Genomic DNA, 21,752 nt, shown 5'->3' with positions numbered 1-21,752 from the left:
CTCGGGCGGCGCTTTTACACCAGGTGCTCGAGAAGCAGACCCGTGCAGGGGTGAGCGCGAGCGCCACCAAGGGCACGCACGCTCCGCCTGAGTTCACGAAATCGTTTGAGTTTTTCGAGGGAGGGCCCGGCCGCGCACTCGGGGACCGGCCGGGCGACACCTGAGCGACATCTTGTTCCGCACCGAACACATGCCCAGGTTCCGGGAGTGATGAAGACCTCGCAACTGATCCCGGCCTGGATGCTGTACCTGCTCGCACCGATGGTAGCGCTGGCGCAGAGCGAGCCCATTCAGAGCGTGCGCGAGGACTCGCACGTCACCCGCAGTCCGATGCTCTGGTACTGGCTGGCAGTGCTCGTGGTGGCGGCGGCTGTCTTCGCCTTCGTCTCGCTCCGCCTGTCCAAGCGCAGGCAGCCGCCCCATCGTCCGAGCATGCCCTGAAGTAGCTCAGGGAGTGGCCGCGGCGGCCTTGGCCTGTCCCTGCTTCCCCGAGGGGAGATCCGGAATCAGGAGGATTTCGATGCGCCGGTTGCGGGCGCGGCCCTTGGGCGTGGCGTTGCTGGCCACGGGCTTCGTATCGCCATGGCCGGCAGCCACGAGTCGGGCCGGCGGGACACTCGCCTTCTCCCCGAGGAACCGCACCACGTTCACCGCGCGGGCCACGGACAGCTCCCAGTTCGTCGGGTAGGTGGCCGCGAGCCGCTGCGAGGGCGGCGCATCGTCCGTGTGGCCCGACACGAGGATGGAGCGGTTCTCCACCTTGGAGAGCACCGCGCCCAGCCGGGCCAGCACCTCCGAGCCTCGCGCCGAAAGGCTCGCCTCACCGGAGTCGAAGAGGATCTTGTCCACCAGGTCCACCTGGATGCGGCCCTCGGCCTGGGACAGGCGGATCTCCCCTTCGGAGATCTCCGCCTTCAGCTTCTGCTCAATGTCCTCGTAGGTGGCCTTGAGGCGCGCGAGCTCGGCCTCCTTCTCCTGCACCGCCTGCTGGAGCTGCTCGCGCTCGGTGGACAGCCGGGTGCGCTCGTCCTCGAGCGCCGTGAGCTTCTGGTCCTTCGCCGCGAGCTGCTCCGAGAGCTTCTCCTCCAGCGCCTTGCGCGCCTGCTCCGTGGACACCGTCAGCGCCCGAGCGTCCGCGGCCGCCTTCTCCGCCGCCTCCGCGCGCGCCTTCTGCGCCGAATACGCCCCGTATCCGAAATAGCCCGTGGCACCCGCAACCAGCAGCACCACCGCCGTCACCAGCCACGGAAGCCAGGACTTCGACCCCTGCGCTTCCCGGGGGGCCATTCCCTTCGAGTACACCGTCTTGTCGTCTGATTCTCCAGCCATGGCTCGGACGGTAGAGGCGCCGCCCAGGTGACTTCAAGGCGGTGCAGGTGAGCGCAGGTATCCGGAGGTGCAACGTTCCACTCGCGGCGGAGCGGCAGCCGCTCGACGCCGCGCGTTACGGCCGAGGGCGCGCGGTCTCAGGCCAGGGGGCCGCTCGCCGTGCGCAGGGCCTCGATGAGCTCACGCGCCGACACCGGGTGGCCCTGCCCTTCCGGCGTGAAGAAGATGCCCACGGGCATCCCCTCTTCCTCGAGCTGGGGCAGCACGTTGTCCATCAACTCCTGCAGCGTGATGGCGCGCGGCTGGAAGCCGGACCACAGGCGCGTGGCGCACATGGCGGCGAACTCGGGCGCGGGCCACAGCGGCAACACGTCCCGCCCGCTGTCGTCGAGCGCGAGCGCCCACCCCTCACCATCGAGTCCCCATACCTCACCGGACTCCACCACGCGTTGGAGGAAGTACGAATAGCGCCGGGCAGCGGGCAACCGCAGCACGGACTGTATGCGCTCCTGGCTCTGTTCACGTTCCATGCGTCCTCCCAGTGCTCGAAGGATTCCAGACCGGTCCGACAAGGGCCGCGTCACCGGCGAGCTGTCCGGCGAGCGAGACCACCTCCTCGGCACAACCCCAGGAGAGTGTCACGCCCGCCCCGCCATGTCCGTAGTTGTGGAGGACGTGACGTCCTCCCACCTGCTCCAGCTCGAGGCGCACAGAGGGCCGCCCGGGCCGCAGCCCCACCCGGTGCTGCAGCACGTGGATACGGGTGCCCGCGGGGAGCAGCCGCGCCGCGCGCGCGAGGATGGCCTCGGCCTGCGCCGGATCCGGCTCCAGGGACCAGCTCCCCTCCACGGCCGTGCCTCCGAGGATGCAGTCCTGGAAGCGGGGAATGAGGTAGGTCATGCCACGAGCCTCGTCCTGCTCGTCGAAGAGGAAGCGCTCCAACGGGAGCGGTGCGACACGAAGCACCTCGCCCCGGATGGGGAAGAGCGACGCGTCCCCCAGGAGCTCACGAGACCCCAGGCCGGTGCAGTTGAGCACCAGCGGGGCCACCTCCCACGCCTCGTCCAGCGAGCGCACCTCGCGCTGGTGCACGGAGCCGCCGAGCCGGCGGAAGCGGGCCAGCAGGTACGGGAGGTAGCGAGACATGTCGATGACAGGAGCCTCGAACACGTAGCCATCCACGAAGCCCGGGAGCAGCTCGGCCGGAGTGGCGCGACGGAAGCCAGGGACGCACGGCTTCCACCACGGGTCCGGGGCGGGACGAAGCAGGAGCTCCGTTCCGAGGACACACCGGACGCCGGTGTCGGGCTCCGAGGCGAGCGCGCACAGCACCTCAAAGGTGCGCCCGGCCCAGGCGGAGACGCGCTCCTGGGGGAAGGCCCGGTACGGGTACCACACGGCCGCCGCGATATCGGACGTGGTGTGCGGGGGCAGCTCGCGCGCCCAAATCTCCACCGAGTGACCGGCTTCAAGCAGCCGGACACCGCAGGACAGGCCAGAGACTCCACAGCCAAGGATGACGACGCGCATAGGGGGACAGGCGACGAATCCCTGTTCTATCGCGGATGGGGCCCGGGAAGTGAATGCCCCCCCACTGGCTTCCTGAACGAAGGGGTGCGGATATCTTCCTGACACGATGCTTCCACCCATCAGCCTGCTGACGGATTTCGGCCTGACGGATACTTATGTGGGCCAAATGAAGGCGGCGATCCTCCGGGTCGCCCCAGGAGCGGTCCTCGTGGACCTCACGCATGAGGTGCCCGCCCAAGACGTGAGAGGGGGTGCCTTCCTGCTGTGGAGCGCGGTGGAGGCCTTCCCCGAGGGCTCGCTTCACCTGGCGGTCGTGGACCCAGGCGTGGGCTCGACACGGCGAGCCGTGGCGGCGAGGACCCGCCGGGGAGACGTGCTGGTAGGACCGGACAATGGACTGCTGGTGCCGGCCATCGAGCAGCTCGGGGGACTGGCCGAGGCGGTCGAGCTCACCGCGCCAGAATACCGGGGACCCAAGCAGTCGAGGACCTTTCATGGACGGGACGTGTTCGCACCAGCGGTAGGACACCTGGCGGCGGGCGTGGAGATAAAGAAACTCGGCCCTGCCCTGCACCACCTGGAGAGGCCCTTCTCATTCCCACCACCGGAAGAGGAGAACGGATGGCCGGTGGGCGAGGTGCTCCACGTGGACACCTACGGCAACCTCATCACCAACCTGCCGGGAGCGGTCCTACCGGCGCGCTTTCGGGTGCATATAGGGACCACAGTCATCCCGAACGCACCGCACGCACATTACCAAGTCGTTGCATCCGGAGAACTGCTGTCCCTGGTGGGGAGTGCGGGGCTGCTAGAGGTCTCCGTGAGAGATGGCAACGCGGCCAAGGTACTCGGGGTAGGACGGGGAGCAAGAGTCCACATCGAACCAGGCTGAGCCCCCACTCCCTCTCCCTCTGGGCAGGGCGGGCGCATCTAATTCTCGGGAAAGCCAGCCAGCAGGACACGTAGCAAATAGTCGGTGTCCCACCCAGCCTTCTTGCGCCGGGTAGGGACACCGGCCTTGAGTGTCTTCTCACGTCGCAGCAGCGTGAGGGCAATGCGGCTGAGCACGGCGAAATTCTGCGCCCCATTGAAGTGGCGGATGGTGCGCGAGTCCTCGCCCATGCACACGTCCAGGCACCAGTGCAGCCCATTCTCCACGCCCCAGTGGCCGCGGATGAGGCCGGTGAGCTTGCGAGCCTGGGGTGGCAGGCTGCTGAGGTAGTAGTGCCACTCCTGGCTCACCTTGCCCTTGAGCGTGCGCTCGCGCCGCAGCAGCACGGCAGTGCGCAGCCGGGGCCACTTGTGTGCGCTGGGCGGTAGGTCTTCTGGCCGCAGGGCCACTGCCCAGGCTGTACGCACCTCGCGTCGGCCATGTCCCTTGCTCACGCTGCGGCTGTGAGTGTCCACCCCAGAGTGGCTCGCCTCGGGGTTGGCACGCACCGGGGCGAACATGTCCTTGACGTGGGAGTACAACGGCCCGCGGTTGCCCTTGAGGTGCAGCACGTAGTCAGCTCCCGCGTGCACCACGGCCTGGGCCACCTTGGCCGTGCACCCGTTGGCGTCCACCGTCACCACTGCCCCTTGCAGTTGCAATTGCGCCAGCAACTCGGGGATGGCCGCCACCTCTCCGGGTGCTCCCGCTACGGCCTGCTGCGCCAACAGCAGCCGCTGCTCGCTGGCCCATACGTGCACCAGATGCAGCGGCGAGCCCGCCAGGGTCTTGCTCAGTGCGCCTCGCACACTCTTACCGTCTACCGCCACTACCTGGCCGCGCACCTCCCTGGCCAGTGCCTGCATCCACCGGCGCATGCAGGCCTCGAATGCCTGGGGGTGTAGTGCGCACAGCACCCGGCGGAAGGTGTCCGCGCACGGCACTCCATGTGGCATGTCCAGGAAGCTGGCCAACCACTGCGCTCGCGACCTGGCAAATTGTGCCAGTCCCTCCCACCCGTCAGCTCCAGCAATCACCGCGCACAGCGCCATCACCAGCACGTTGCTGAGCGCATGGCGCTTGGTGCGCGCCACTCGGGGGTCCTTCAGCCCCCCGAAGTGCTCGAGAATGAGTTGAACCACAACCTGCCCACCCTGCCCGCCCTGCCCCTGTGACTCCATAAGTGGGCCCAGCCTATGGAAGTCCTCTGACCTCCTGCGTGAGCCCACTGCCAACCCGCTGATTTGACTGGCGCTTTAGATGCGCCCGCCCTGCCCTCTGGGAGAGGGTCGGGGTGAGGGTATTGACTTCCCACTCGAGTCCCCGTGCCTACCTTCCGAGCAGGAGAACCCATCCATGGGCACGAAGAGCACGCAGAGCAAGGAGAGCCCAGAGCGGCCGAAGCGAAAGGCACCGGGCTGGGGCAAAGCGCGAATCTACACGGTAGGCCACTCCACGCGCTCGGCGGAGGAGTTGGTGGAGCTGCTGCAGGCCCACGGCATCCAGACGCTCGTAGACATCCGCACGGTGCCGCGCTCGCGAACGAACCCCCAATTCAACCAAGACACCCTGCCCCGGACGCTCGCGAGAGCGGACATCCGGTACGTGCACCTGCCGAGGCTCGGAGGGCTGCGACGCGCGAGCAAGGACTCACCCAACACGGGGTGGCGCAACGCCAGCTTCCGCGGCTACGCGGACTACATGCAAACGGACGAGTTCGCGCGAGGGCTCGAGGAGTTACGGGAGCTCACGCCGGACGGGCCACTGGCCCTCATGTGCGCGGAGGCGGTGCGCTGGCGCTGCCACCGCTCACTCGTAGCGGACGCACTGTACGCGCGGGGAGTGGAGGCGCTGCACATCACCAGCCGCACCCGCGCCGAGCCCCACAAGCTCACGCCCTTCGCGGTGCTGCACGGCAAGCAGGTGCTCTACCCAGCCACGCAAGAACAGACCCAGACCCGCTCGAAGCAGGCCGAGCTGGACCTGGGCCTCTGAAGGCTCCGGGAGCATCAAACCAACCCGGAGCCCCCGTGGGTTGTCTAAGCCTGGGCCGTCTCAGTGGCCGCCGGTACCGGAGCCCGAGCGAGTACCGGCCCCCGAGCCCGTTCCGGTTGTCCCGGTCCCCGTACCACCGGTCCCCGAGCCCGCCCCGGTACCTGTACCCGTTCCGGCCTCCGAGCCCGTGGCTCCCGTTCCGGTTCCAGCGCCTCCCGTACCTGCATCCGAGCCCGTCACCGAGCCCGCGCCAGTGCCCGTACCTGAGGTGCCCTGATCGCCGAGACCGCTGCCAGATCCGCCCGTGCCCGAGCCACCGACGTCACTACCCCCCACGGAGCCCGAGCCACCCACGTCACCCGAGCCGCCAGAGCCCATGCTCCCGCTCTCGCCCAGGCCCTGCGTTCCCGAGGTGTCTCCCGAGCCACCCGTCCCCGCACCTCCGATGTCACCCGTCCCCTGCTGGTTGGCGGAGGACTGATCCTGCTGGGCAGATCTGCAGCCCGGAGCCAGGAGAAGAGCCGATGCCATCGCCCCAACCACCACGAACTTGAAGTTCTTCATCACGAATCCTCCAGGAGTGTTCGCCAGAGGCTATGAACCGAGCAGGAAGAGCAGCATTGGACCTGAGGGTAATCGCTCACACAGGCAGCACTCCCCCAGTCCACCTCCCTGGAAGAAGGGCCAGGAGCCCTCGCCCCCCTGGCTGCCTTTAGAGGGGAATAGAGGTGCCGACCCCCGCGAAGACGTGCCGTTGACCCAGCCGTGAGCGAAGCAGCGCGAAGGTGCGCTCACCCGAGCAATGTCCGGGAGCCAGCTCCTGGATGCGCCACGTGTCGAGCAGCGAGGAAACGGTGGCCTGAACCTCCGCGTCCGAGGCCTCCACGAGGTGCAGTCCCCCGAAGAGCATGCGGAAGCGCGAGGTGGACGAGCTGCGCGCGGCCTCCTGGAGAATCGGCTCAATGCCGGGGTGCGAGCAGCCAGCCACCAGCACCTTGCCTGACGGTGTCTCGATGACGAGGGACAGCTCCTTGAGCTCCATCGTGCCGCGCTTCTGCGAGGTGGTGGTGATGAGGCGGAGACCCGGGGCAACCTCCAGGGGAGCAGTCACACGGATGAAGTTCGCCTCCCGCCAAGGCGTCCCGTGCGGGTTGTCATGGGGCGGGTGCCCATCGAAGTAGCGCATCTCCGGTGGCAGGGACGCATCTCCGTGCTCGAAGAAGTGGGGCGGAGTGACGCCGCCGAAGTACTCGTCGGCGGGCACGTAGATGGGCACGTCCGGGTTCACCTCGAGCAGGTGCTTCAGGCCCGAGGCATGGTCCCCGTGGCGGTGGGAGATGACGACGAAGTCGAGGTCCGTCAGGTCCACGCCCAGGCGCTGGACGTTGTGGGCGAAGTGCTCGGGGTTGTTGCCGGTGTCGAAGAGGATGCGCTTGCCCTCGTACTCGATGAGGGCGGCGAAGCCCCAGTCCTTGCGCAGGTCAGACGGCTTGCCGAACCCGTCGTAGAGGATGGTGACGCGGTTGGCCGCGCTCGCCTCCGCGCGCGGGCTGAGGAAGACGAGCAGTGAAACAAGGGCGAATCCGGCGGTCCACAGCAACTTCATGGGTTGCGCTCCGTAGCGAGGTTTCGCCGCCAGGAACGAACGAAGTTTTTCGGCCTTACACGGGTAGGGCAGAATGGCTCCCCTATGGAGCAGCAGGTCCTCGCGATGGATGTGCGGCAATTGGAGAAGCTGAGCGTGCTTCAGGACGAAGACGCTCCGAATCTCGTGGCGGACATGGCGCGCGGTTATCTGGACCGCACGCCCCAGAGAATCGTCCGGATGCGGGAGCTGCTGGCGGCAGGGAATGCCGCGGTGCTCGCGAACGAGGCCCATGGCCTGGCGACGAGCAGCGGGATGTTCGGGATGATGCGGGTGCGCATGCACTGCAAGGCGCTGGAGAACCTCGCGCGGGAGCGCCCGGGGCTGGAAGGCGCGGCGGAGCTGCTGTCCGCGGTGGAGCAGGCGTACCAGGAGGCACGGCCCCTGCTGATGGCCCAGGTGGGCATCCAGGAGTGAGCGAGCCATGAAGCGCGCCTCCGAGCCGGGTGGACAGCCCGCGATGCTCTCGCTGTTCGTGTTCGCCGTGGCGGCGCTCCTCTTCGGCTCGCCGCTGCGTCAACTCTGGCTGAGGGAGGGCGCGCCCTGGTACCAGCCCTTCGCCGTCTGGCTCGGAGTCATCCTGCTCGGCGCCTGGGCCGCCCGCCGGAGCGGCCATGACACTTGAGCTGGGCACGCTCGTCGTCGCCGCCCTCGCCTACCTGCTGCTGCTGTTCCTCATCGCCTACGCCGCCGAGCGCGGACTCATCCCCTCGCGCATCACCCAGCACCCGCTGGCCTACGCCCTGGCGCTCGGCGTCTACGCCACCTCCTGGTCCTACTTCGGCAGCGTGGGCTACGCCGGCCAGTACGGCTTCCGCTATCTCGCCATCTACCTCGGGGCCACCCTCTCCTGCCTGCTCGTCCCCGTGCTGTGGCGCCCGCTGCTCAAGCTCACCCGGGAGTTGCAGCTCACCTCGCTCGCGGACCTCTTCGCCTTCCGCTACCCGGGACAGGCCACCGGCACCGCGGTGACGCTGGCGCTGCTGGCGGGCACCCTGCCCTACCTGGCCCTGCAGGTGCGCGCCGTCGTCGAGTCCGCGCGCGTCCTCAGCCCCTCGGCCTCGGCGAGCCTGCTGGGGATAGGCTTCTGCGTCACCACCATCGTCTTCTCCGTGCTCTTCGGGGCCCGCTACGTCACCCCGCGCGAGCGCCACGAGGGCCTCGCGTTGGCCATCGCCTTCGAGTCCCTGGTGAAGGGTGTGGCGCTGGTGCTCGTGGGGGCCTGGGCGGTGGCCTCCGTCTTCGGTGGCCCGGGAGGCCTCCAGGCGTGGCTGGACGCCCACCCCGAGGCACTGCACGCCATGCAGGAGCCCGCGCGCGAGGCCTCCTGGACGCCGCTGCTCGTCATCTCCTGCGCCGCTGCCTTCCTCATCCCGCGCCAGTACCACGTCGCCTTCACGGAGAGCCCCGAGCGCGATGCGCTCTCCACCGCAACGTGGGCCTTCCCCCTGCTGCTCCTGTTGATGAACGTGGCGGTGCCGCTGGTGCTCTGGGCCGGCGTCGCACTGGGACTGCCGGGGCCCGCGGACTTCCACGTCCTCGCCGTGCCCGCTGCACGTGGCGCCTACGCGCTGGCACTGCTCGCGTTCCTCGGCGGCATCTCCGCCTCCAGCGCCATGGTCATCGTCACCACGCTGGCCATGGCGCCCATGTGCCTCACGCACCTGGTGCTGCCACTCGGCTACGCGCGAGCGCCGGGCAACCTGTACCGCCGGCTGCTTTGGGCCCGGCGTGTCCTCATCGCCGCCATCATCCTCGCGGGCTACGGCTTCTACCTGCTGCTCGACAAGCGAGCCGCGGGGCTGGTGGACCTGGGGTTGATCTCCTTCGTCGGCGTGGCGCAGTTCATCCCGGGGCTGCTGGGGCTCCTCTTCTGGCCCCGAGCCACGCGCACGGGCTTCCTCTCGGGACTGGCCGCGGGCACCGCCGTGTGGGCCGTGCTGCTGATGCGACCCCTGTGGTTGGGCAATGGCCTGCCACCCCAAGCCGCGGCGCTGGCAACACTCCTGGGCTTCTCCGCCGTCGACCCCTGGAGCTTCGTCACCTTCTCATCCCTCACCGTCAACGCGCTGACCTTCGTCGGGCTCTCGCTCGCCACGCGCTCCTCACCCGAGGAGGCCGAGGCGGCACGGCTGTGCGCGCGGGAGACGCCCTCGTTCAGCGCGGGCAACGTGACGGCCAGCTCCCCGGACGAGTTCCGTCGCCAGCTCGCGCCCGTGCTGGGGCCGGACGCCGCCACCGCCGAGCTGGAGCGGGCCCTGGGCGAGCTCGGGCTGACCGCTGGCGAGCGCCGCCCTTCGGAGCTGCGCCGACTGAGAGATCAGATCGAACGAAACCTGTCAGGCCTGCTGGGCCCGGTGCTGGCCCGGCTGGCGGTGAGCGAGGCATTGCAGGTGGACCCCCGGGCGAGCACAGCACTCGCCGAACAGCTCCGCTTCGTGGAGGAGCGGCTGCGCGACGCGCGAGGAATGAAGGGCCCGGTGCGAGAGCTGGAGGCAGTGCGACGCTACCTCCAGCGCATCCTCGAGGAGCTCCCCCTGGGCGCGTGCGCGCTGGGACCGGACCAGGACGTGGTCATCTGGAACGCAGCGCTGGAGCGGCTGTCCGGCCTGAGCTCCGAGGAGGTGCGGGGCCAAACGCTGGCGCGCCTGCCGGAACCCTGGGGTGAACTGCTCTCCGGCTTTGCGTCGGGTCCGGATGCGGACGCTGAGACGCAGGTCCGGCTGGACGGGCGCGAGCGCATCCTCCGGCTGCACCGCTCGCTCGCCACACTCCCGGAAAACACACAGGAGAAGCCCGAGCGCCCGGAAGGCGCGGTGCTGCTGGTGGAGGATCTGACCGAACGCAAGGCGATGGATGCGCGGCTGGCGCACCAGGATCGCCTTGCCTCGGTGGGACGGGTGGCCGCGGGCGTGGCGCATGAGATTGGCAATCCACTGACGGCCATCACCAGCGTGGCGCAGAACCTCCGCTACGAGGAGGATCCGGCCGAAATCCACGAGCGAGTGCAGCTCATCCTCCAGCAGGCCCGGCGCATCGACGCGATTGTCCGGGCGCTCGTCACCTTCAGCCACGCGGGAGTGACGGAGGGCAAGAGCGTGCCCGACATCCGGGTGATGCTGTCACCGCTGCTGGCCGAGGCGGCGCATCTCTCACGCCTGGGCCGCAAGAGCGCCGACGTGACATGCGTGAGCCACTGCCCCGAGGGCCTGGAGGTGGTGGGCAATCCGCAGCGGCTGGAGCAGGTGTTCGTGAACCTGATCACCAACGCGATCGACGCCTCGCCCCAGGGCGGACGGGTGGAGCTCTTCGCCGAGGAGGCAGGAGAACAGGTGCTCGTGCGCGTAGTGGACCAGGGCCACGGGATTCCGCCCGAGCTGACGCAGCGAATCTTCGAGCCCTTCTTCACGACCAAGCAGCCCGGAGAGGGAACGGGGCTGGGGCTCGCGTTGGTATCCAGCATCGTCCAGGAGCACGGCGGCACGCTGGAGGTGGACAGCCAGCCCGGAGCCGGCACCACCTTCACCGTGACGCTCCCGAAGGCGATGGCCCGCCAATCCACCCTCTAATCAGGCGGACCGCGAGGAGAAGCTCGTGACCCATGGGCCTGCGGCCTTCAGGAAAACTCCGTGGATCGCGACGGCCGCCGATTCCTGAGAGAGAGTCGAGGGAGGCGGGTTCGATTCCCGCCGGGGACACACGGAGAAGCCCAGCAATCTCAACGGGTTGCTGGGCTTTTCTTTTGCTCCTGGATAGTACTACCTCGCGGAGTTCCGCAGTGCTCCAGCGGAAGTGACCGGGTCGTACTAAGCGCCCGGACACGAATGTTGTACACCTTCGGCCTGAGGCCCCTGCTGCACTACCGCCTCCGGGGACGGCGCAGGTAGACAGAATTAATGTCCGGGCGCTTAGCGCAACGGTGCGTGTATCTGCCACCGCGCCCTAGACGCAACGGAAGCCATTCGGACTACTTAGGAACGCTGGTGGCGATGAACCAGCGACCATCCTTCGCCTTCAGGCCAATGTCGGTCCTGCCGTCCCCATTCCAGTCCCCAGTGACTGGGAGGAAGGGCGCACCTCCCGGATCCAAATCGTCATTTCCGAAGCTGGAGAGGACCTGCGCCTGTCCGGTGAAGCCGGAACCGGTGCTGGTGGCGACGAACCAGCGACCATCCTTCGCCTTCAGGCCAATGTCGGTCCTGCCATCCCCATTCCAGTCCCCAGTGATTGGGAGGAAGGGCGCACCTCCCGGATCCAAATAGTCATTTCCGAAGCTGGAGAGGACGTGCGCCTGTCCGGTGAAGCCGGAACCGGTGCTGGTGGCGATGAACCAGCGACCATCCTTCGCCTTCAGGCCAATGTCGGTCTTGCCATCCCCATTCCAGTCCCCAGTGATTGGGAGGAAGGGCGCACCTCCCGGATCCAAATCGTCATTTCCGAAGCTGGAGAGGACCTGCGCCTGTCCGGTGAAGCCGGAACCGGTGCTGGTGGCGATGAACCAGCGACCATCCTTCGCCTTCAGGCCAATGTCAGTCTTGCCATCCCCATTCCAGTCCCCAGTGACTGGGAGGAAGGGCGCACCTCCCGGATCCAAATAGTCATTTCCGAAGCTGGAGAGGACGTGCGCCTGTCCGGTGAAGCCGGAACCGGTGCTGGTGGCGATGAACCAGCGACCATCCTTCGCCTTCAGGCCAATGTCAGTCTTGCCATCCCCATTCCAGTCCCCAGTGATTGGGAGGAAGGGCGCACTTCCCGGATCCAAATAGTCATTTCCGAAGCTGGAGAGGACCTGCGCCTGCCCAGCGAAGGTGAATTGCTGTGGAGCAATCTGTTCGACGATAATACTTCGAATAAGAATAGTCGCATAGCCATTTGATTCAGGAATGGCCGCAACAAGCATTTTGCTTTGCGCGCTGGGGAGCGCGGTGAACTGCAGAGAATAATTAAGAAACCCTCCGGAATTGATGGTTACCTGCTGGGCCAAGCCAGAAGAAAATGTATCAATCTGGTCAGGACCATCGCATTGCGCAAGAGAATTGCTGCCGTTCGAGCCGCTGTTTATTCTCAATCGGAGGCTTGGAGGCGGAAAATCAGCACCAATCGAAACAGCATTTATAATTATCCTGTAAGAATGACCTTGCTTAAAATCAAAGTCAATTTGATACTCCGATCCCTTTGGGAAGCCGTTCCATTTATCTTTGCAGTCGAGAACAATGCTGTGGTTGATGGAGCTATAGGAAGGCTCCCCAACAACAGTGGCATGAACCATTCCCGAAACAAGTTTGGGGCTCGCAAATACGTTGCATGACGATGGAGGCATCCAACTCTGGTAGTCAATCACTGCTGTTTGCGCAAAAGACCTAGTCGCAAAAACAAAAACAACCAACAGCGTAACCAGAGCGTATGAAATCTGTCTCATAGAATTGAAATGCTTGAGTCGGTGCGCGGGTGGATTCTCAATTCTACTTGTTGGTTTAATAAAAAACAATCCCTCGATTTCAGAGAGGGGAGGAACTGTCCGGTCGAAGTCAATGGAAGTTCCTGGGTGGAGTTTGCTCAGCGTCCTCTCTACGCAAAGGCCCTGGCCGAGTACCAGGGCAAGTGACGGGACACGACGGCCATCAGAAGTCTTCCCGGACTTGGTCCAGGGTGTACTCCTTTCCAGGAGCGCAGCCGGGGAAATACCCAACGAGACCGACAGCCTTCGCAGTGCCGGAACGCTCGGCATCATTCCGCCGCGCTCGATCCGCCCATAGACCGCTGGGCTCATGCCAGCCTTTTGCGCCACTTGAGCCTGAGTGAGCCCGAGCCCCTCGCGTGTGGTTCGGGCTGCCTCGCCGAGTCTTTTCTGTAGAAGGTCATCTTCCATAAGGCATTCCTATCAGGTCGTGGCCTCTTGTGCCTTGCGTTGGGAGTCCCGCCGCTTCGGGTTATAGACCGCAAGCGCATCAGCAATGCGCGCGAAGGTAGCAAGCTGGAGCTTATCCATGGTGCGCAATATGCGGCGCAGCCGTCGAAAGTCTGGCGGCAGCGGGGGGGCGGGCGCGTGTTCGGTCGTCTCAGACGCCGTCACGTAAGTGTGGAAGTCAACCCGTTTCCATCCCGCGAGCGGCAACAGGCCTGAGCTGCTTGCCGTCAGGTCCGAACCAGAAGGTGTAGCGACCCTCCCGCACACGCTCTGCGAGATCCTCTCCACCCGGCATGAGCGGCAGGTGATTACGCACGATCGCGTAAATGAGCTCGCTGAGGGGCGGCTCTAGTGGACTGTCTTACAAGTTTTCCCACATAGAGGGGCCGAGGCTGATTCGCAGTGGCCTGGGCTCCTCGCCAGGGCAGAGCCCGTGCCCCCACGACTATGTCGAATTAATTGTAAGACACTCCACTAGGGGGTTGCGAAGCTCGGGACGGGCGGGCGTCTGCGCCCCGATGATGTGCCGGCTCCCCTCGAACCTGGAATGGAACGTGGGCCGCTCCTTCAGGTTCGCGGCGATGCACGACATCTCGCCCAAGACTTCGCGCAACTGCACGGGCAGCAAGGGTGCAGACACCCTCTGGATATGCTCCAGGTAGAAGTTATTCACCCCGCATCCGTCATCGAGCACCGCGACGAAGCAGACGTCATCCAGGCGCAGGAGGATTGAGTTGGGGCCGTAGAAGTCCGCAAAATCGAATGGGCGGAACATCTCATCCGCACGTTCAGCCGGAAGGATAAGAAGGGAGCCCATCGCCCCCTTCTCGATGATTGACTCCGTGAAGAAGCTGCGGGCCAGAACGTGAATGTGTTGAAGACTCACCGGGCCGTACGCAGAGCCAATCTTGCGCAAGTCCCCGCTGCGGCGATCCCGGTGCAGTGGAAGGCGCCAGTCCTTTAGGTGGGTCTTCAAGAAGATGAGGGCGAGCCAGCAAAAGATGAGGTGCGTGCCATTCGTCTCAACGTACTGACCCACTCTCTCCAGCCCACCCTCCACCAGTTCCCTGATGGGGGTCTCAAAGACCTCACCCATGCGCGAGTTACAGGGAGCGCAGCACGGCAACGTATACTGGCCGTACGTGTATCCTGTGCGGTTTGGGAGTTCGATCTGCTGTTTGAACAGGTCGAACCTCCGCAGGATCCACCGAGGAAGAATGTGCTCGTCGTTGAAGGTGACCTGTCCCCCAGGCCTCACGCCGCAGATGAAGCATCAATCGCCCCTCGCGATGTCGCGCTCGAACCGCTCCGGGCTGAAGAGAAGAACACGACCATCGGGGCGCTCGACCGACCCGTCCTGCCTCGGGACAACCATGCCGCTGAGCTCGCTCATCCACTCACCATAGTTTCGGCTTCACGGTTCCGCACGGCCTACCAGATCGCCCACCTCGCGCCGCGCGTGCGTCGGCCCCGCACTGTCATCGAGAGCAGGCGGATGCAGTCGCCTGTCTTGTTTCCACAGGACGAAGATCCCAACACCTGGGGTGAGAACTGCGGGACACTGAAGGGGAGTTCCTCCCGTATTGGTGCTCGGTCCTAGAAAGCCCGATGGCGAGTCGCCGAGGCCATAGCGACGTATCGCCTCGAAGCCAAGAGACCTGGTGCCCCTGGCGCACCCCTCATGGGAGGGCGGCCTAGGCAGGCATGCCACGGCCTCTCTCCTGCCTATACGCAGGGGAAGCTGGCGGACCTGCTGGTGCTGGAGAAGAACCCGCTGGAGGACCTGCGCCACGGCACGAGCATCCAGGAAACACAGAAGGGAGGGGGGGACCCGGCGGGTGCCCCTCTCCCTTCTTTCACTTCAGCGGAGCTTCGAGGTCAGTCGACCACACACTCGAACTCGTCGCTGCCGTCATACTCGTCGTTGGCCGGGTAGCAGCCGGCGTTGGCCCACGCGCTGGCGGGCTTCGAGGAGACAGGCACCTGGCGGATGCTGGTCGTGTTGGGCCAGAACTTCCTGCAGTACGAGAGGCCGCCGATGTTGCAGCCGGACGTACAGTCCGAGTCCGGCGTCCAGGCCCCACCCGTCGACTGGTGGCTGTTCACCTTGCCGCACCAGCGCGAGAAGCGGCCGACCACCCGGGGCGCGCCCAGGCACTCGAACTCGTCGCTGCCGTCATACTCGTCGTTGGCCGGGTAGCAGCCGGCGTTGGCCCATGCACTGGCGGGCTTCGAGGAGACAGGCACCTGGCGGATGGCCACCGAGCCGGGCCAGAACTTCTGACAGTACGCGAGGCCACCGATGTTGCAGCCGGACGTACAGTCCGAGTCCGGCGTCCAGGCCCCGCTCGGGGCTGTGTGGCTGTTTACCTTGCCGCACCAGCGCGAGAAGCGGCCGAGCACCGTGGTTGCAGCGCTGCCACAGTCCACCGGGCAATTCACGCTGTTCTCGCTGGCGGTGCTGCAGTAGCCGTCGCCGCACACCGAGGCCAGGCCCGCGGTGTCCGTCTCCAGCTCTATTTCTTCCTGCGACACCGCACCGCAACCCGCGAGCACTCCGAGAGACAGCCCAGCAAGCAATACGACCAGACGATTCTTCACGCGCAGCTCCTGCGTCGGGGAGGGATGGTTCACCTGGGTAACATATCACTTTCACTCCGAAATAAAAGTTTTTCCTGATAAAGCGGCTTGGACATCTCTGTCCAAGCTCCTCTCCTGCAGGCGAGAAGGGGCGAGAAGGTGTCATAGCGCCTCTCAGTCGGGTTTAGCCCAATACCCGCAATGCCGGAACCAACCCATTGCGTCGTGTGGCGTGATTGCATTCATGGCTTCGGCGATTGCATCATCGAGCTCACCGCGCGTGCGCGCTTCGGCATGCTGGAGCAAGTGCTTGAACTTGCTCCAACACAGTTCAATCGGATTCAGGTCGGGCGAGTACGGCGGCAGGAAGAGAACAAAGGCTCCTGCCGCCTCGATGCGCTGCCTGATGTACACGGGCTTATGTGCTCCTACATTGTCGAGCACGACGACATCGCCGGGTTTCAATTCGGGCACCAGGAAGTGCTCAACGAAGGCATCGAATACTTCCGCAGTGGTGGCACCTTCGATGGTCATCAAGGTTCACAGTCCACGGCAGTCCATCGCACCCAGCATGTGAGGACACAGCCACGAATACGTGGGACACAATCATGAGCTCGCTCACCCCGCGGTGCCCGGGCGTACTCCCGGGTCATGGCGATGTGGCTACCCTACTCGTCGAGGAAGACCAGGCGCGAAGGGTCGATGAAGTGCACCAGCAGCAGAAACACCGCTCGCAGCAACCGCACCCGCTGCGCAGATAGGCATGCGGGTGCGCGCCTGGTACTCAGCGACAATCTCCTCGATTGTCAAGTCGGGCCGCTCACGCACGATTTGGGACACCAGTTCCAGCCCATGACTGTTACCCGTGGAGGCTTGCCGCCGCCATGTGGCGCCGGCTCCACGGAACCTCTTTGGCGTCGGAACTGGCGCCATCGCTTCACGGTGGCTGTGCCGACCTCGAACTGCCTGGCGACTTCTTCAATCGTCAGTCCGCGCTCGCACGCCGCAAGAACACGCTCGCGCAGGTCAGTTGAGTAGGGCCGGGGCATGTCGCACCTCCAGCCCACATCGAACCAAATAGGTAGGCTCAACGCAATTGAGGGGCGCTATGAAACATCGTACATGCAAGAATGGTATTGATTAATTTTGTCAGCCCGATATCCGATCTGATCCAGGAATTTTAGCATCAATCCGAAGGAAGTCCTCGCACGCCATTAGGATGCGGGGATCCTCGAAAAGCTGATGCGGTTGGATGTTGCCTGTCGCTCCTGGATCAATGCCATGCCGCACTCGGAACTTTTCATGGAGTGGGGTGTTTTTGCCAATCGGACCTTGAACTCCGAACCCCCGTAGAACCTGCTCAACTGAAGAGGCTGATTTTAAACTCATCGAGAAACGAGAAAGTTCCTCGGTTTCGAGCGTTTGGGAGTAGAGTTCAATAACTCTCTTGACGCATTCAAGTGGCTTCTCCTTGACCACTCGTATTGGAGCCTTCCAAGCGAGTAGGTACTCCCAGTCTCCGGTTAGAGAACTAGGGCGGTGGGGTGGTGCAGAGGGGCCGAGGAGGGCCGCAGACCCGCTCAAGCTATGGGATGCCGAGGGGTGCACGGTTGCATCGGCAAGGTGACATTCCCGTAAGCTTGAATCGCCTACTCGGAATTCTCCCCCGATTCGCCCTCCTCCACTTCTTCGTCTTCAAGAGGTGCGCTCATAAACGTTAGCCTTCCTGGCAATTGAACGACCATGAAACCCTTGCCGGCGATTCTGACGCGCTCGGCGTCCTTCGCGTTTCCGCTGGAAAGCCATTTGTCTGCATCCTCCCGCGTTGCAAACTCATGGGAGACCTTGAGCTTGAATGAGGGCTCAAAGAACTCTTTGTAGAACCTGCGGAAGTCATCCTCTTTCCGGATGTGGCGAGGGTAGACCAATGCGATCTGCGCGAGTTCGATTACGTCCCTCTCCGGGGAGCCCTCCGGATGCTTCTGGCTGATGACGTTAAGAGCGCTGAGGATTGCGTCTGTGTCGAAGTCTGGAATGTAGGGCATGGTGGCGCCGAGCCTTTCGCGTTTCTGTTTTTGGAGGCGACGTTTGGCTCAGATGGGAACAAGAAAGAGCGCGCCGCCGATTATCGCAATAACAAAGCCTACTCCGGCCACGATTACATAGGTTCCGGGGGGTGCCTCAGGAGTGTGCGCCTTGAGCCAGTCGAGCGCTTTGCTCATACTTGGGAATTGAAGCTTCTTGCTTTGTGCTTCCTGTCTCTCCAGTTCCTCCATTTTCTTGATGCAATCCATGAATTCGTTGAGGCACTTCGTGGTGCAGTGCTCTTTATGTTTGCCCGAGTGTTTCTCGATGGATGGGATTTCAGGCTTACGCCTCATGCACTTGGTATAGCACTGCTTTTGTAGCTCGTTGCAGTATGCATCAGCCCCAGCGCCGCCGATCCCGGGTGCATCTTCTTGAAAGTCGATGCTGCTTGCGTCCTCGGCGATCAGGTACATCCTGCGCTCCGGCTCCTGCGTGTGGGCGCATCCGAGGGTTGCCACCGCAACTGCCGTTAGCAGCGCCATCAATCGCGTTAGACCTGCTGGGTGCATTGCCTTGTCCCTCAGCGCTTCGCTGCGTTGCCTGCCTGCACTCCCGTTCAACCGTGGCTGAGTGGACGGGTCCGAAGGAGGCAGAGTGCGCCCCGGTACTGTCCGGTTTGTCGAGATTGAAAGTTTCGGGCGACCCCTCAACCCGGGTCAACGGCGCTCGGGCTCATGGCGGCCACTAGTGTGCGGTAGGCGAATCTCTGGGCAGTGGGGAAGCCACCAGGGCGGTATCCACTCGGCGGAGCGGTGCAGAGAGGCGGAGCAGATGTGATAACGGGTGCGTCGCCTGCCAGCCTCCCGATGGGGAGGGGCAGCGCTCAAGTCGCAGCAGGAGAGGTGGAAGGCATCTGCGCGGCAGCCGCGCACGACCTTCCACATGGGCGGCAGCAGTTCCTCGAGGCGGCGCTGCGGACAGCCGCTGGCGAGCTTCTCCAGCACATCCGCTAGGTACGCCCATGGCTCCACCCCGGCCAGCACGCACGTGGCCACCAGCGTGTACACGCACCCAGGCCGATGCAGCGGCCGTGCAGTCCCAGCTCCCGTTGGGCCCCCTGCCCAGGCCGCCCTTCTGAGGTGCGCGGCAAAGGCCTGTAGCCTCTTGGCTATGGCGGCTTGGAGAGTACGCCTCTACATGACGACGCGCGGCACCCGCTCCAGGACCGCGCGGAGCTCCTCGGCCGTCGTGTCCAGCCGCTCCGCAACGGAGGGCGCGTGGTACGCCACCGCCACCACGCACACCTCTTGTTCCGGGAGCCCCTCGATGATCACCGAACCAAACAGGCCCGGCCATTTCAGCCGGGCCAACTCCGCTGCGCGCTGCACCGGCTCCAGGATGGTGAAACACGGCCACCGGGGCAGCCGAATCGTCCTCATGTCGCAGTTGTAGAACCGGCAGCCGTCAAGCCGGGCCTCGGAGAAATCACAGTTCTCAATTCCGCCGAGCCGCCACTTGTCGAGATCGTCCTCACGGAAACCGAAGTCGTTGCCTGTAAACCGGCCCTTGAAGTGGCACCCTTTGAAGCTCATCCTCGCCCAGCGCTTGTTCTTCAACTCGCCTTTCGCCTGAATGGTGCAGTCGATGAACTGGCCGGACATCAGGGTCAGCCATCGCGAGGCAACGCTGATGACAACGGTGCAGTTGCGCAACGTCAGGTTGGGGCCGAGCCAGTAGAGGGCGCCCGCCGGCAGCTCAAGCCGCTCTCCTACAATCTCGCGGTCCTTATAGTGGATGTTGGGAGTCACGCGGCCCTCAGAAGAAGATCATGCGGAAGAAGGTGCTCGCCATCCGGCGCCCGTGCAGAGCGAAGTTCGACTCCGTACCAGACAGAATTTCGTAGTGAAAGCTCTGACCTGTCGGGCCCGTGATATCGACGCCTCGGTTGTTCCAAGACAACTCCGGGAACCGATCCTTCATTCGAGCTTCCACCCACCGCCCGCGGGCCTGCCGCTCCAGCAAATTCGCCCAGTGCTCGTCGCCCTTTTTCCGCATGACGCGGATCGCCTCGCTCTCTGAGTTCGAGAGCTCGGCACGGGACCACTTCGCAGCCTCCTCCTTTACGGCCGCTTGCAGTTGGTCGCCCAGCCGGTCCTCTGCCGGAATGTCCTTGTAGCTCTTGCCGCGTGGGAGGTGCCATCGCTCGCCGCCACTGAGGACTACCTGCTTGTTGCCGCCGCGGTGTTGGATGACCACGGAGCCCGAGTGCCCTCCAGCAGCGCCCCCACCTCCACTCCGGGCCAGGACGTTGACCGCCATGGAGGCCCGCGAGGACGAGAGGACGACGAAAGCGCGGCTCTCCTCCACCACCACCTCCACCGCGACCGCCTCCTCCATGGCCACCGCCACGGAGCCCTCAATGCCCTGGACTGCCCACTGCGCCTGCACCTGGTTGAATCTCGGCAGCGCTCGCAGGTGCTTGGCCACATCGCCGAGAGTCCGTCCGCTGAGGGTGGCCACCGCGAGAATAAGGGCCCGAGCCGTGTCCGTCCCAATCACCCGGCCAAAGGCCTCGCCCGCCTCGCGCAATTCCTCGAACGTGGTGGCCTCGTGAGCTCGGTGCGCCATGATGGCCCACCCGTCCATGAGGCCCCACATGGCGTCCACACCCAACCAAGCCAGTAGCACCACCGAGAGCGCAGCCGCCACTGCCTTCGTGGTCGGCTCCGGGAGTAGCCAGAGCGCCAGGTACAGGCTCGCAGCCCACACAAGAGAGGCGAGCAGCACCTGCGGGCTCAGCTCCCGCCCGAGGGCCGCTCGCGTCTCGTCCAACACCCCGCCGAAGGAGAGGGCCAAGGCCAAGGTGCGCCTGTCATCCGTACGCAGGTAAGGACCATCCGTGAAGAGTCCCAGGCAGTCGCCACCACCGCGCGGCTGGCACCACCGCAGGTACTTCTCCTTCAGTGCCGCATCGGCCACGGGAATAAGTGGCCCCCTGTCGTTGAGTGGCACCAGCGTGAGCGCCCTATCGCGGTACACCTCTGCGAGTAGCTCCTCCTCCGGCAAGGCCTGGAGCAGCTCCTGGGCGGTCTCCTGGGGCGCCCCCCTCACCTGGAAGCGGTGGCCGAGTTGCTGCATCGCGTGCTGATACTCAGCTTGTGTGAGGGCCACCACTCGGGTGTTACCGTGCGCCTCTAGGACGTTCGTGTAGACGACGACCACCGGCTGTAGAGCTCTCGGCACCAAGCGAACTTCGCTCACCACTGTTGGCTGCCCCGAACGGCCGCCCCCTGCTCCTCGACTTGCCGTGGGCGCCTGCGTCACGCACGCGGCATGGACGAAGAGGACGATAAGGAAGAGGGCGCCTGCTGGGGCCCATCGAGGCGGGCACCGTGAGCTCAGCCGAGCCTCGAGCTGCGTACTGATGCCCTCCCCCGCCCCAGGGCTCCGAAACGCCTTCGCCATGACGTTGGCCTTTCTTCCAGGTGGAACAGCCTTGAATAGTAGGGAACAGGACAGACAACCATACAGGGGGCGGGTCCCGCCCAGGCCCAGAAGGAGACGATTTGCGTCTGACCTGACGAAGAAGCACGCCAGGAGCCTCTCTCCCAGCACCTCCCGGGCGTACGGCTACAGCAACTGCCCCTGCTCCGGCTGCCACTCCCGGAACGGTCTTGACGAGGTAGCGAGTGGAGCGCTTTGACTCCTCCCGCTCTGGCTTCTCTCTGGCGGCAGCCTCTAACGGGGCCGGGCCGGGTGACCGGAGCCAAGTGCCAGACGACGCGTAGGGTAGCAAGGTGTCGGAA

The 21,752-nt window shown here is 64.9% G+C and carries 22 protein-coding genes; 6 read left to right on the top strand and 16 right to left on the bottom strand.

What is annotated here, in order from left to right; translation table 11 throughout:
• The first annotated feature begins 210 nt into the window (after positions 1 to 210).
• Positions 211 to 441 carry a hypothetical protein gene (locus F0U60_RS12745; protein ID WP_395818591.1) on the top strand — a complete coding sequence of 77 codons (231 nt, stop codon included), beginning with the start codon at positions 211 to 213 and terminating at the stop codon, positions 439 to 441.
• 6 nt (positions 442 to 447) lie between these two features.
• Here F0U60_RS12745 and F0U60_RS12740 read toward each other — a convergent pair whose 3' ends face one another.
• The 3 genes from F0U60_RS12740 to F0U60_RS12730 all read right to left on the bottom strand — a co-directional run bounded on the left by F0U60_RS12740 (position 448) and on the right by F0U60_RS12730 (position 2,859).
• On the bottom strand, positions 448 to 1,329 hold the full coding sequence (locus tag F0U60_RS12740; RefSeq protein ID WP_395818588.1) for an OmpA family protein: 882 nt from the start codon (positions 1,327 to 1,329) through the stop codon (positions 448 to 450).
• A 137-nt stretch (positions 1,330 to 1,466) separates the two neighbouring features.
• A complete protein-coding gene (locus F0U60_RS12735; RefSeq protein ID WP_395818586.1) occupies positions 1,467 to 1,859 on the bottom strand; it encodes a DUF2750 domain-containing protein in 393 nt (130 codons plus the stop codon).
• Positions 1,849 to 2,859 (bottom strand): FAD-dependent oxidoreductase, encoded by a 1,011-nt coding sequence (locus F0U60_RS12730; RefSeq protein WP_395818583.1) that lies wholly within the window; start codon positions 2,857 to 2,859, stop codon positions 1,849 to 1,851. The genes F0U60_RS12735 and F0U60_RS12730 overlap by 11 nt, the downstream gene beginning before the upstream one ends.
• Positions 2,860 to 2,965: 106 nt before the next feature.
• Between F0U60_RS12730 and F0U60_RS12725 the strand changes: the two genes are divergently transcribed.
• Positions 2,966 to 3,751 (top strand): S-adenosyl-l-methionine hydroxide adenosyltransferase family protein, encoded by a 786-nt coding sequence (locus F0U60_RS12725; protein ID WP_395818580.1) that lies wholly within the window; start codon positions 2,966 to 2,968, stop codon positions 3,749 to 3,751.
• A 38-nt stretch (positions 3,752 to 3,789) separates the two neighbouring features.
• On the opposite strand, the gene F0U60_RS12720 is transcribed toward F0U60_RS12725, so the two are convergent.
• Positions 3,790 to 4,932, bottom strand: a complete 1,143-nt coding sequence (locus F0U60_RS12720; protein ID WP_395809119.1) for an ISAs1 family transposase — start codon at positions 4,930 to 4,932, stop codon at positions 3,790 to 3,792.
• A gap of 214 nt (positions 4,933 to 5,146) precedes the next feature.
• Here F0U60_RS12720 and F0U60_RS12715 point away from each other — a divergent pair, with 214 nt between their 5' ends.
• Entirely contained in the window at positions 5,147 to 5,785 is a 639-nt protein-coding gene (locus tag F0U60_RS12715) for a DUF488 family protein (RefSeq protein WP_395818578.1), read from the top strand.
• Between the two features lie 60 nt (positions 5,786 to 5,845).
• Here the strand turns inward: F0U60_RS12715 and F0U60_RS12710 are convergent, their stop codons facing one another.
• Both F0U60_RS12710 and F0U60_RS12705 read right to left on the bottom strand, forming a co-directional pair.
• A complete protein-coding gene (locus F0U60_RS12710) occupies positions 5,846 to 6,349 on the bottom strand; it encodes a hypothetical protein (RefSeq protein WP_395818575.1) in 504 nt (167 codons plus the stop codon).
• A gap of 148 nt (positions 6,350 to 6,497) precedes the next feature.
• Positions 6,498 to 7,391 carry an MBL fold metallo-hydrolase gene (locus F0U60_RS12705; RefSeq protein ID WP_395818572.1) on the bottom strand — a complete coding sequence of 298 codons (894 nt, stop codon included), beginning with the start codon at positions 7,389 to 7,391 and terminating at the stop codon, positions 6,498 to 6,500.
• Between the two features lie 84 nt (positions 7,392 to 7,475).
• Between F0U60_RS12705 and F0U60_RS12700 the strand changes: the two genes are divergently transcribed.
• The 3 genes from F0U60_RS12700 to F0U60_RS12690 are packed head-to-tail and all read left to right on the top strand — an operon-like array spanning position 7,476 to position 10,999.
• Complete coding sequence (locus F0U60_RS12700) at positions 7,476 to 7,847, top strand: Hpt domain-containing protein (RefSeq protein WP_203411735.1); 372 nt, start codon at positions 7,476 to 7,478, stop codon at positions 7,845 to 7,847.
• A gap of 7 nt (positions 7,848 to 7,854) precedes the next feature.
• Positions 7,855 to 8,055: a hypothetical protein gene (locus tag F0U60_RS12695; RefSeq protein WP_395818568.1), complete on the top strand. Its 201-nt coding sequence runs from the start codon at positions 7,855 to 7,857 to the stop codon at positions 8,053 to 8,055.
• Entirely contained in the window at positions 8,045 to 10,999 is a 2,955-nt protein-coding gene (locus F0U60_RS12690; RefSeq protein ID WP_395818565.1) for an ATP-binding protein, read from the top strand. Before F0U60_RS12695 ends, F0U60_RS12690 begins: the two co-directional genes overlap by 11 nt.
• A gap of 398 nt (positions 11,000 to 11,397) precedes the next feature.
• On the opposite strand, the gene F0U60_RS12685 is transcribed toward F0U60_RS12690, so the two are convergent.
• The 10 genes from F0U60_RS12685 to F0U60_RS12640 form a co-directional block, all read right to left on the bottom strand.
• Positions 11,398 to 13,299, bottom strand: coding sequence for a helix-turn-helix domain-containing protein (locus F0U60_RS12685; protein WP_395818562.1), 1,902 nt, complete (start codon positions 13,297 to 13,299; stop codon positions 11,398 to 11,400).
• 484 nt (positions 13,300 to 13,783) lie between these two features.
• Entirely contained in the window at positions 13,784 to 14,434 is a 651-nt protein-coding gene (locus tag F0U60_RS12680; RefSeq protein ID WP_395818560.1) for a hypothetical protein, read from the bottom strand.
• Positions 14,435 to 15,216: 782 nt separating this feature from the next.
• Positions 15,217 to 15,939: a hypothetical protein gene (locus F0U60_RS12675; RefSeq protein WP_395818557.1), complete on the bottom strand. Its 723-nt coding sequence runs from the start codon at positions 15,937 to 15,939 to the stop codon at positions 15,217 to 15,219.
• A 153-nt stretch (positions 15,940 to 16,092) separates the two neighbouring features.
• Entirely contained in the window at positions 16,093 to 16,452 is a 360-nt protein-coding gene (locus F0U60_RS12670; RefSeq protein WP_395825216.1) for a transposase, read from the bottom strand.
• A gap of 272 nt (positions 16,453 to 16,724) precedes the next feature.
• A complete protein-coding gene (locus tag F0U60_RS12665; protein WP_395818555.1) occupies positions 16,725 to 16,967 on the bottom strand; it encodes an IS630 transposase-related protein in 243 nt (80 codons plus the stop codon).
• Positions 16,968 to 17,567: 600 nt separating this feature from the next.
• Entirely contained in the window at positions 17,568 to 17,963 is a 396-nt protein-coding gene (locus F0U60_RS12660; protein WP_395818552.1) for a hypothetical protein, read from the bottom strand.
• Positions 17,964 to 18,011: 48 nt separating this feature from the next.
• Positions 18,012 to 18,419: a hypothetical protein gene (locus F0U60_RS12655; protein ID WP_395818549.1), complete on the bottom strand. Its 408-nt coding sequence runs from the start codon at positions 18,417 to 18,419 to the stop codon at positions 18,012 to 18,014.
• Between the two features lie 243 nt (positions 18,420 to 18,662).
• Positions 18,663 to 19,001, bottom strand: coding sequence for a transposase domain-containing protein (locus tag F0U60_RS12650; protein WP_395825214.1), 339 nt, complete (start codon positions 18,999 to 19,001; stop codon positions 18,663 to 18,665).
• Positions 19,002 to 19,139: 138 nt separating this feature from the next.
• Positions 19,140 to 19,754: a hypothetical protein gene (locus F0U60_RS12645; protein WP_395818546.1), complete on the bottom strand. Its 615-nt coding sequence runs from the start codon at positions 19,752 to 19,754 to the stop codon at positions 19,140 to 19,142.
• Positions 19,755 to 19,761: 7 nt separating this feature from the next.
• Entirely contained in the window at positions 19,762 to 21,189 is a 1,428-nt protein-coding gene (locus F0U60_RS12640) for a hypothetical protein (RefSeq protein WP_395818544.1), read from the bottom strand.
• Positions 21,190 to 21,752 lie beyond the last annotated feature (563 nt).

It is taken from the genome of Archangium minus (assembly GCF_044360475.1).
Lineage (GTDB): Bacteria > Myxococcota > Myxococcia > Myxococcales > Myxococcaceae > Archangium > Archangium minus.
The sequence above is the reverse complement of the archived record's forward strand: the minus strand, read 5'-3'. Positions and strand labels throughout refer to the sequence as shown.

Bases quoted from the DNA above. Each gene is read 5' to 3' on its own strand.
- F0U60_RS12725 (WP_395818580.1), top strand. From the start codon at position 2,966: ATGCTTCCACCCATCAGCCTGCTGACGGATTTCGGCCTGACGGATACT.
- F0U60_RS12710 (WP_395818575.1), bottom strand. From the start codon at position 6,349: ATGAAGAACTTCAAGTTCGTGGTGGTTGGGGCGATGGCATCGGCTCTT.
- F0U60_RS12700 (WP_203411735.1), top strand. From the start codon at position 7,476: ATGGAGCAGCAGGTCCTCGCGATGGATGTGCGGCAATTGGAGAAGCTG.
- F0U60_RS12690 (WP_395818565.1), top strand. From the start codon at position 8,045: ATGACACTTGAGCTGGGCACGCTCGTCGTCGCCGCCCTCGCCTACCTG.
- F0U60_RS12715 (WP_395818578.1), top strand. From the start codon at position 5,147: ATGGGCACGAAGAGCACGCAGAGCAAGGAGAGCCCAGAGCGGCCGAAG.
- F0U60_RS12680 (WP_395818560.1), bottom strand. From the start codon at position 14,434: ATGGGTGAGGTCTTTGAGACCCCCATCAGGGAACTGGTGGAGGGTGGG.
- F0U60_RS12670 (WP_395825216.1), bottom strand. From the start codon at position 16,452: ATGACCATCGAAGGTGCCACCACTGCGGAAGTATTCGATGCCTTCGTT.
- F0U60_RS12745 (WP_395818591.1), top strand. From the start codon at position 211: ATGAAGACCTCGCAACTGATCCCGGCCTGGATGCTGTACCTGCTCGCA.
- F0U60_RS12655 (WP_395818549.1), bottom strand. From the start codon at position 18,419: ATGTACCTGATCGCCGAGGACGCAAGCAGCATCGACTTTCAAGAAGAT.
- F0U60_RS12695 (WP_395818568.1), top strand. From the start codon at position 7,855: ATGAAGCGCGCCTCCGAGCCGGGTGGACAGCCCGCGATGCTCTCGCTG.
- F0U60_RS12660 (WP_395818552.1), bottom strand. From the start codon at position 17,963: ATGCCCTACATTCCAGACTTCGACACAGACGCAATCCTCAGCGCTCTT.
- F0U60_RS12740 (WP_395818588.1), bottom strand. From the start codon at position 1,329: ATGGCTGGAGAATCAGACGACAAGACGGTGTACTCGAAGGGAATGGCC.
- F0U60_RS12730 (WP_395818583.1), bottom strand. From the start codon at position 2,859: ATGCGCGTCGTCATCCTTGGCTGTGGAGTCTCTGGCCTGTCCTGCGGT.
- F0U60_RS12685 (WP_395818562.1), bottom strand. From the start codon at position 13,299: ATGGAAGATGACCTTCTACAGAAAAGACTCGGCGAGGCAGCCCGAACC.
- F0U60_RS12735 (WP_395818586.1), bottom strand. From the start codon at position 1,859: ATGGAACGTGAACAGAGCCAGGAGCGCATACAGTCCGTGCTGCGGTTG.
- F0U60_RS12665 (WP_395818555.1), bottom strand. From the start codon at position 16,967: ATGCCCCGGCCCTACTCAACTGACCTGCGCGAGCGTGTTCTTGCGGCG.
- F0U60_RS12705 (WP_395818572.1), bottom strand. From the start codon at position 7,391: ATGAAGTTGCTGTGGACCGCCGGATTCGCCCTTGTTTCACTGCTCGTC.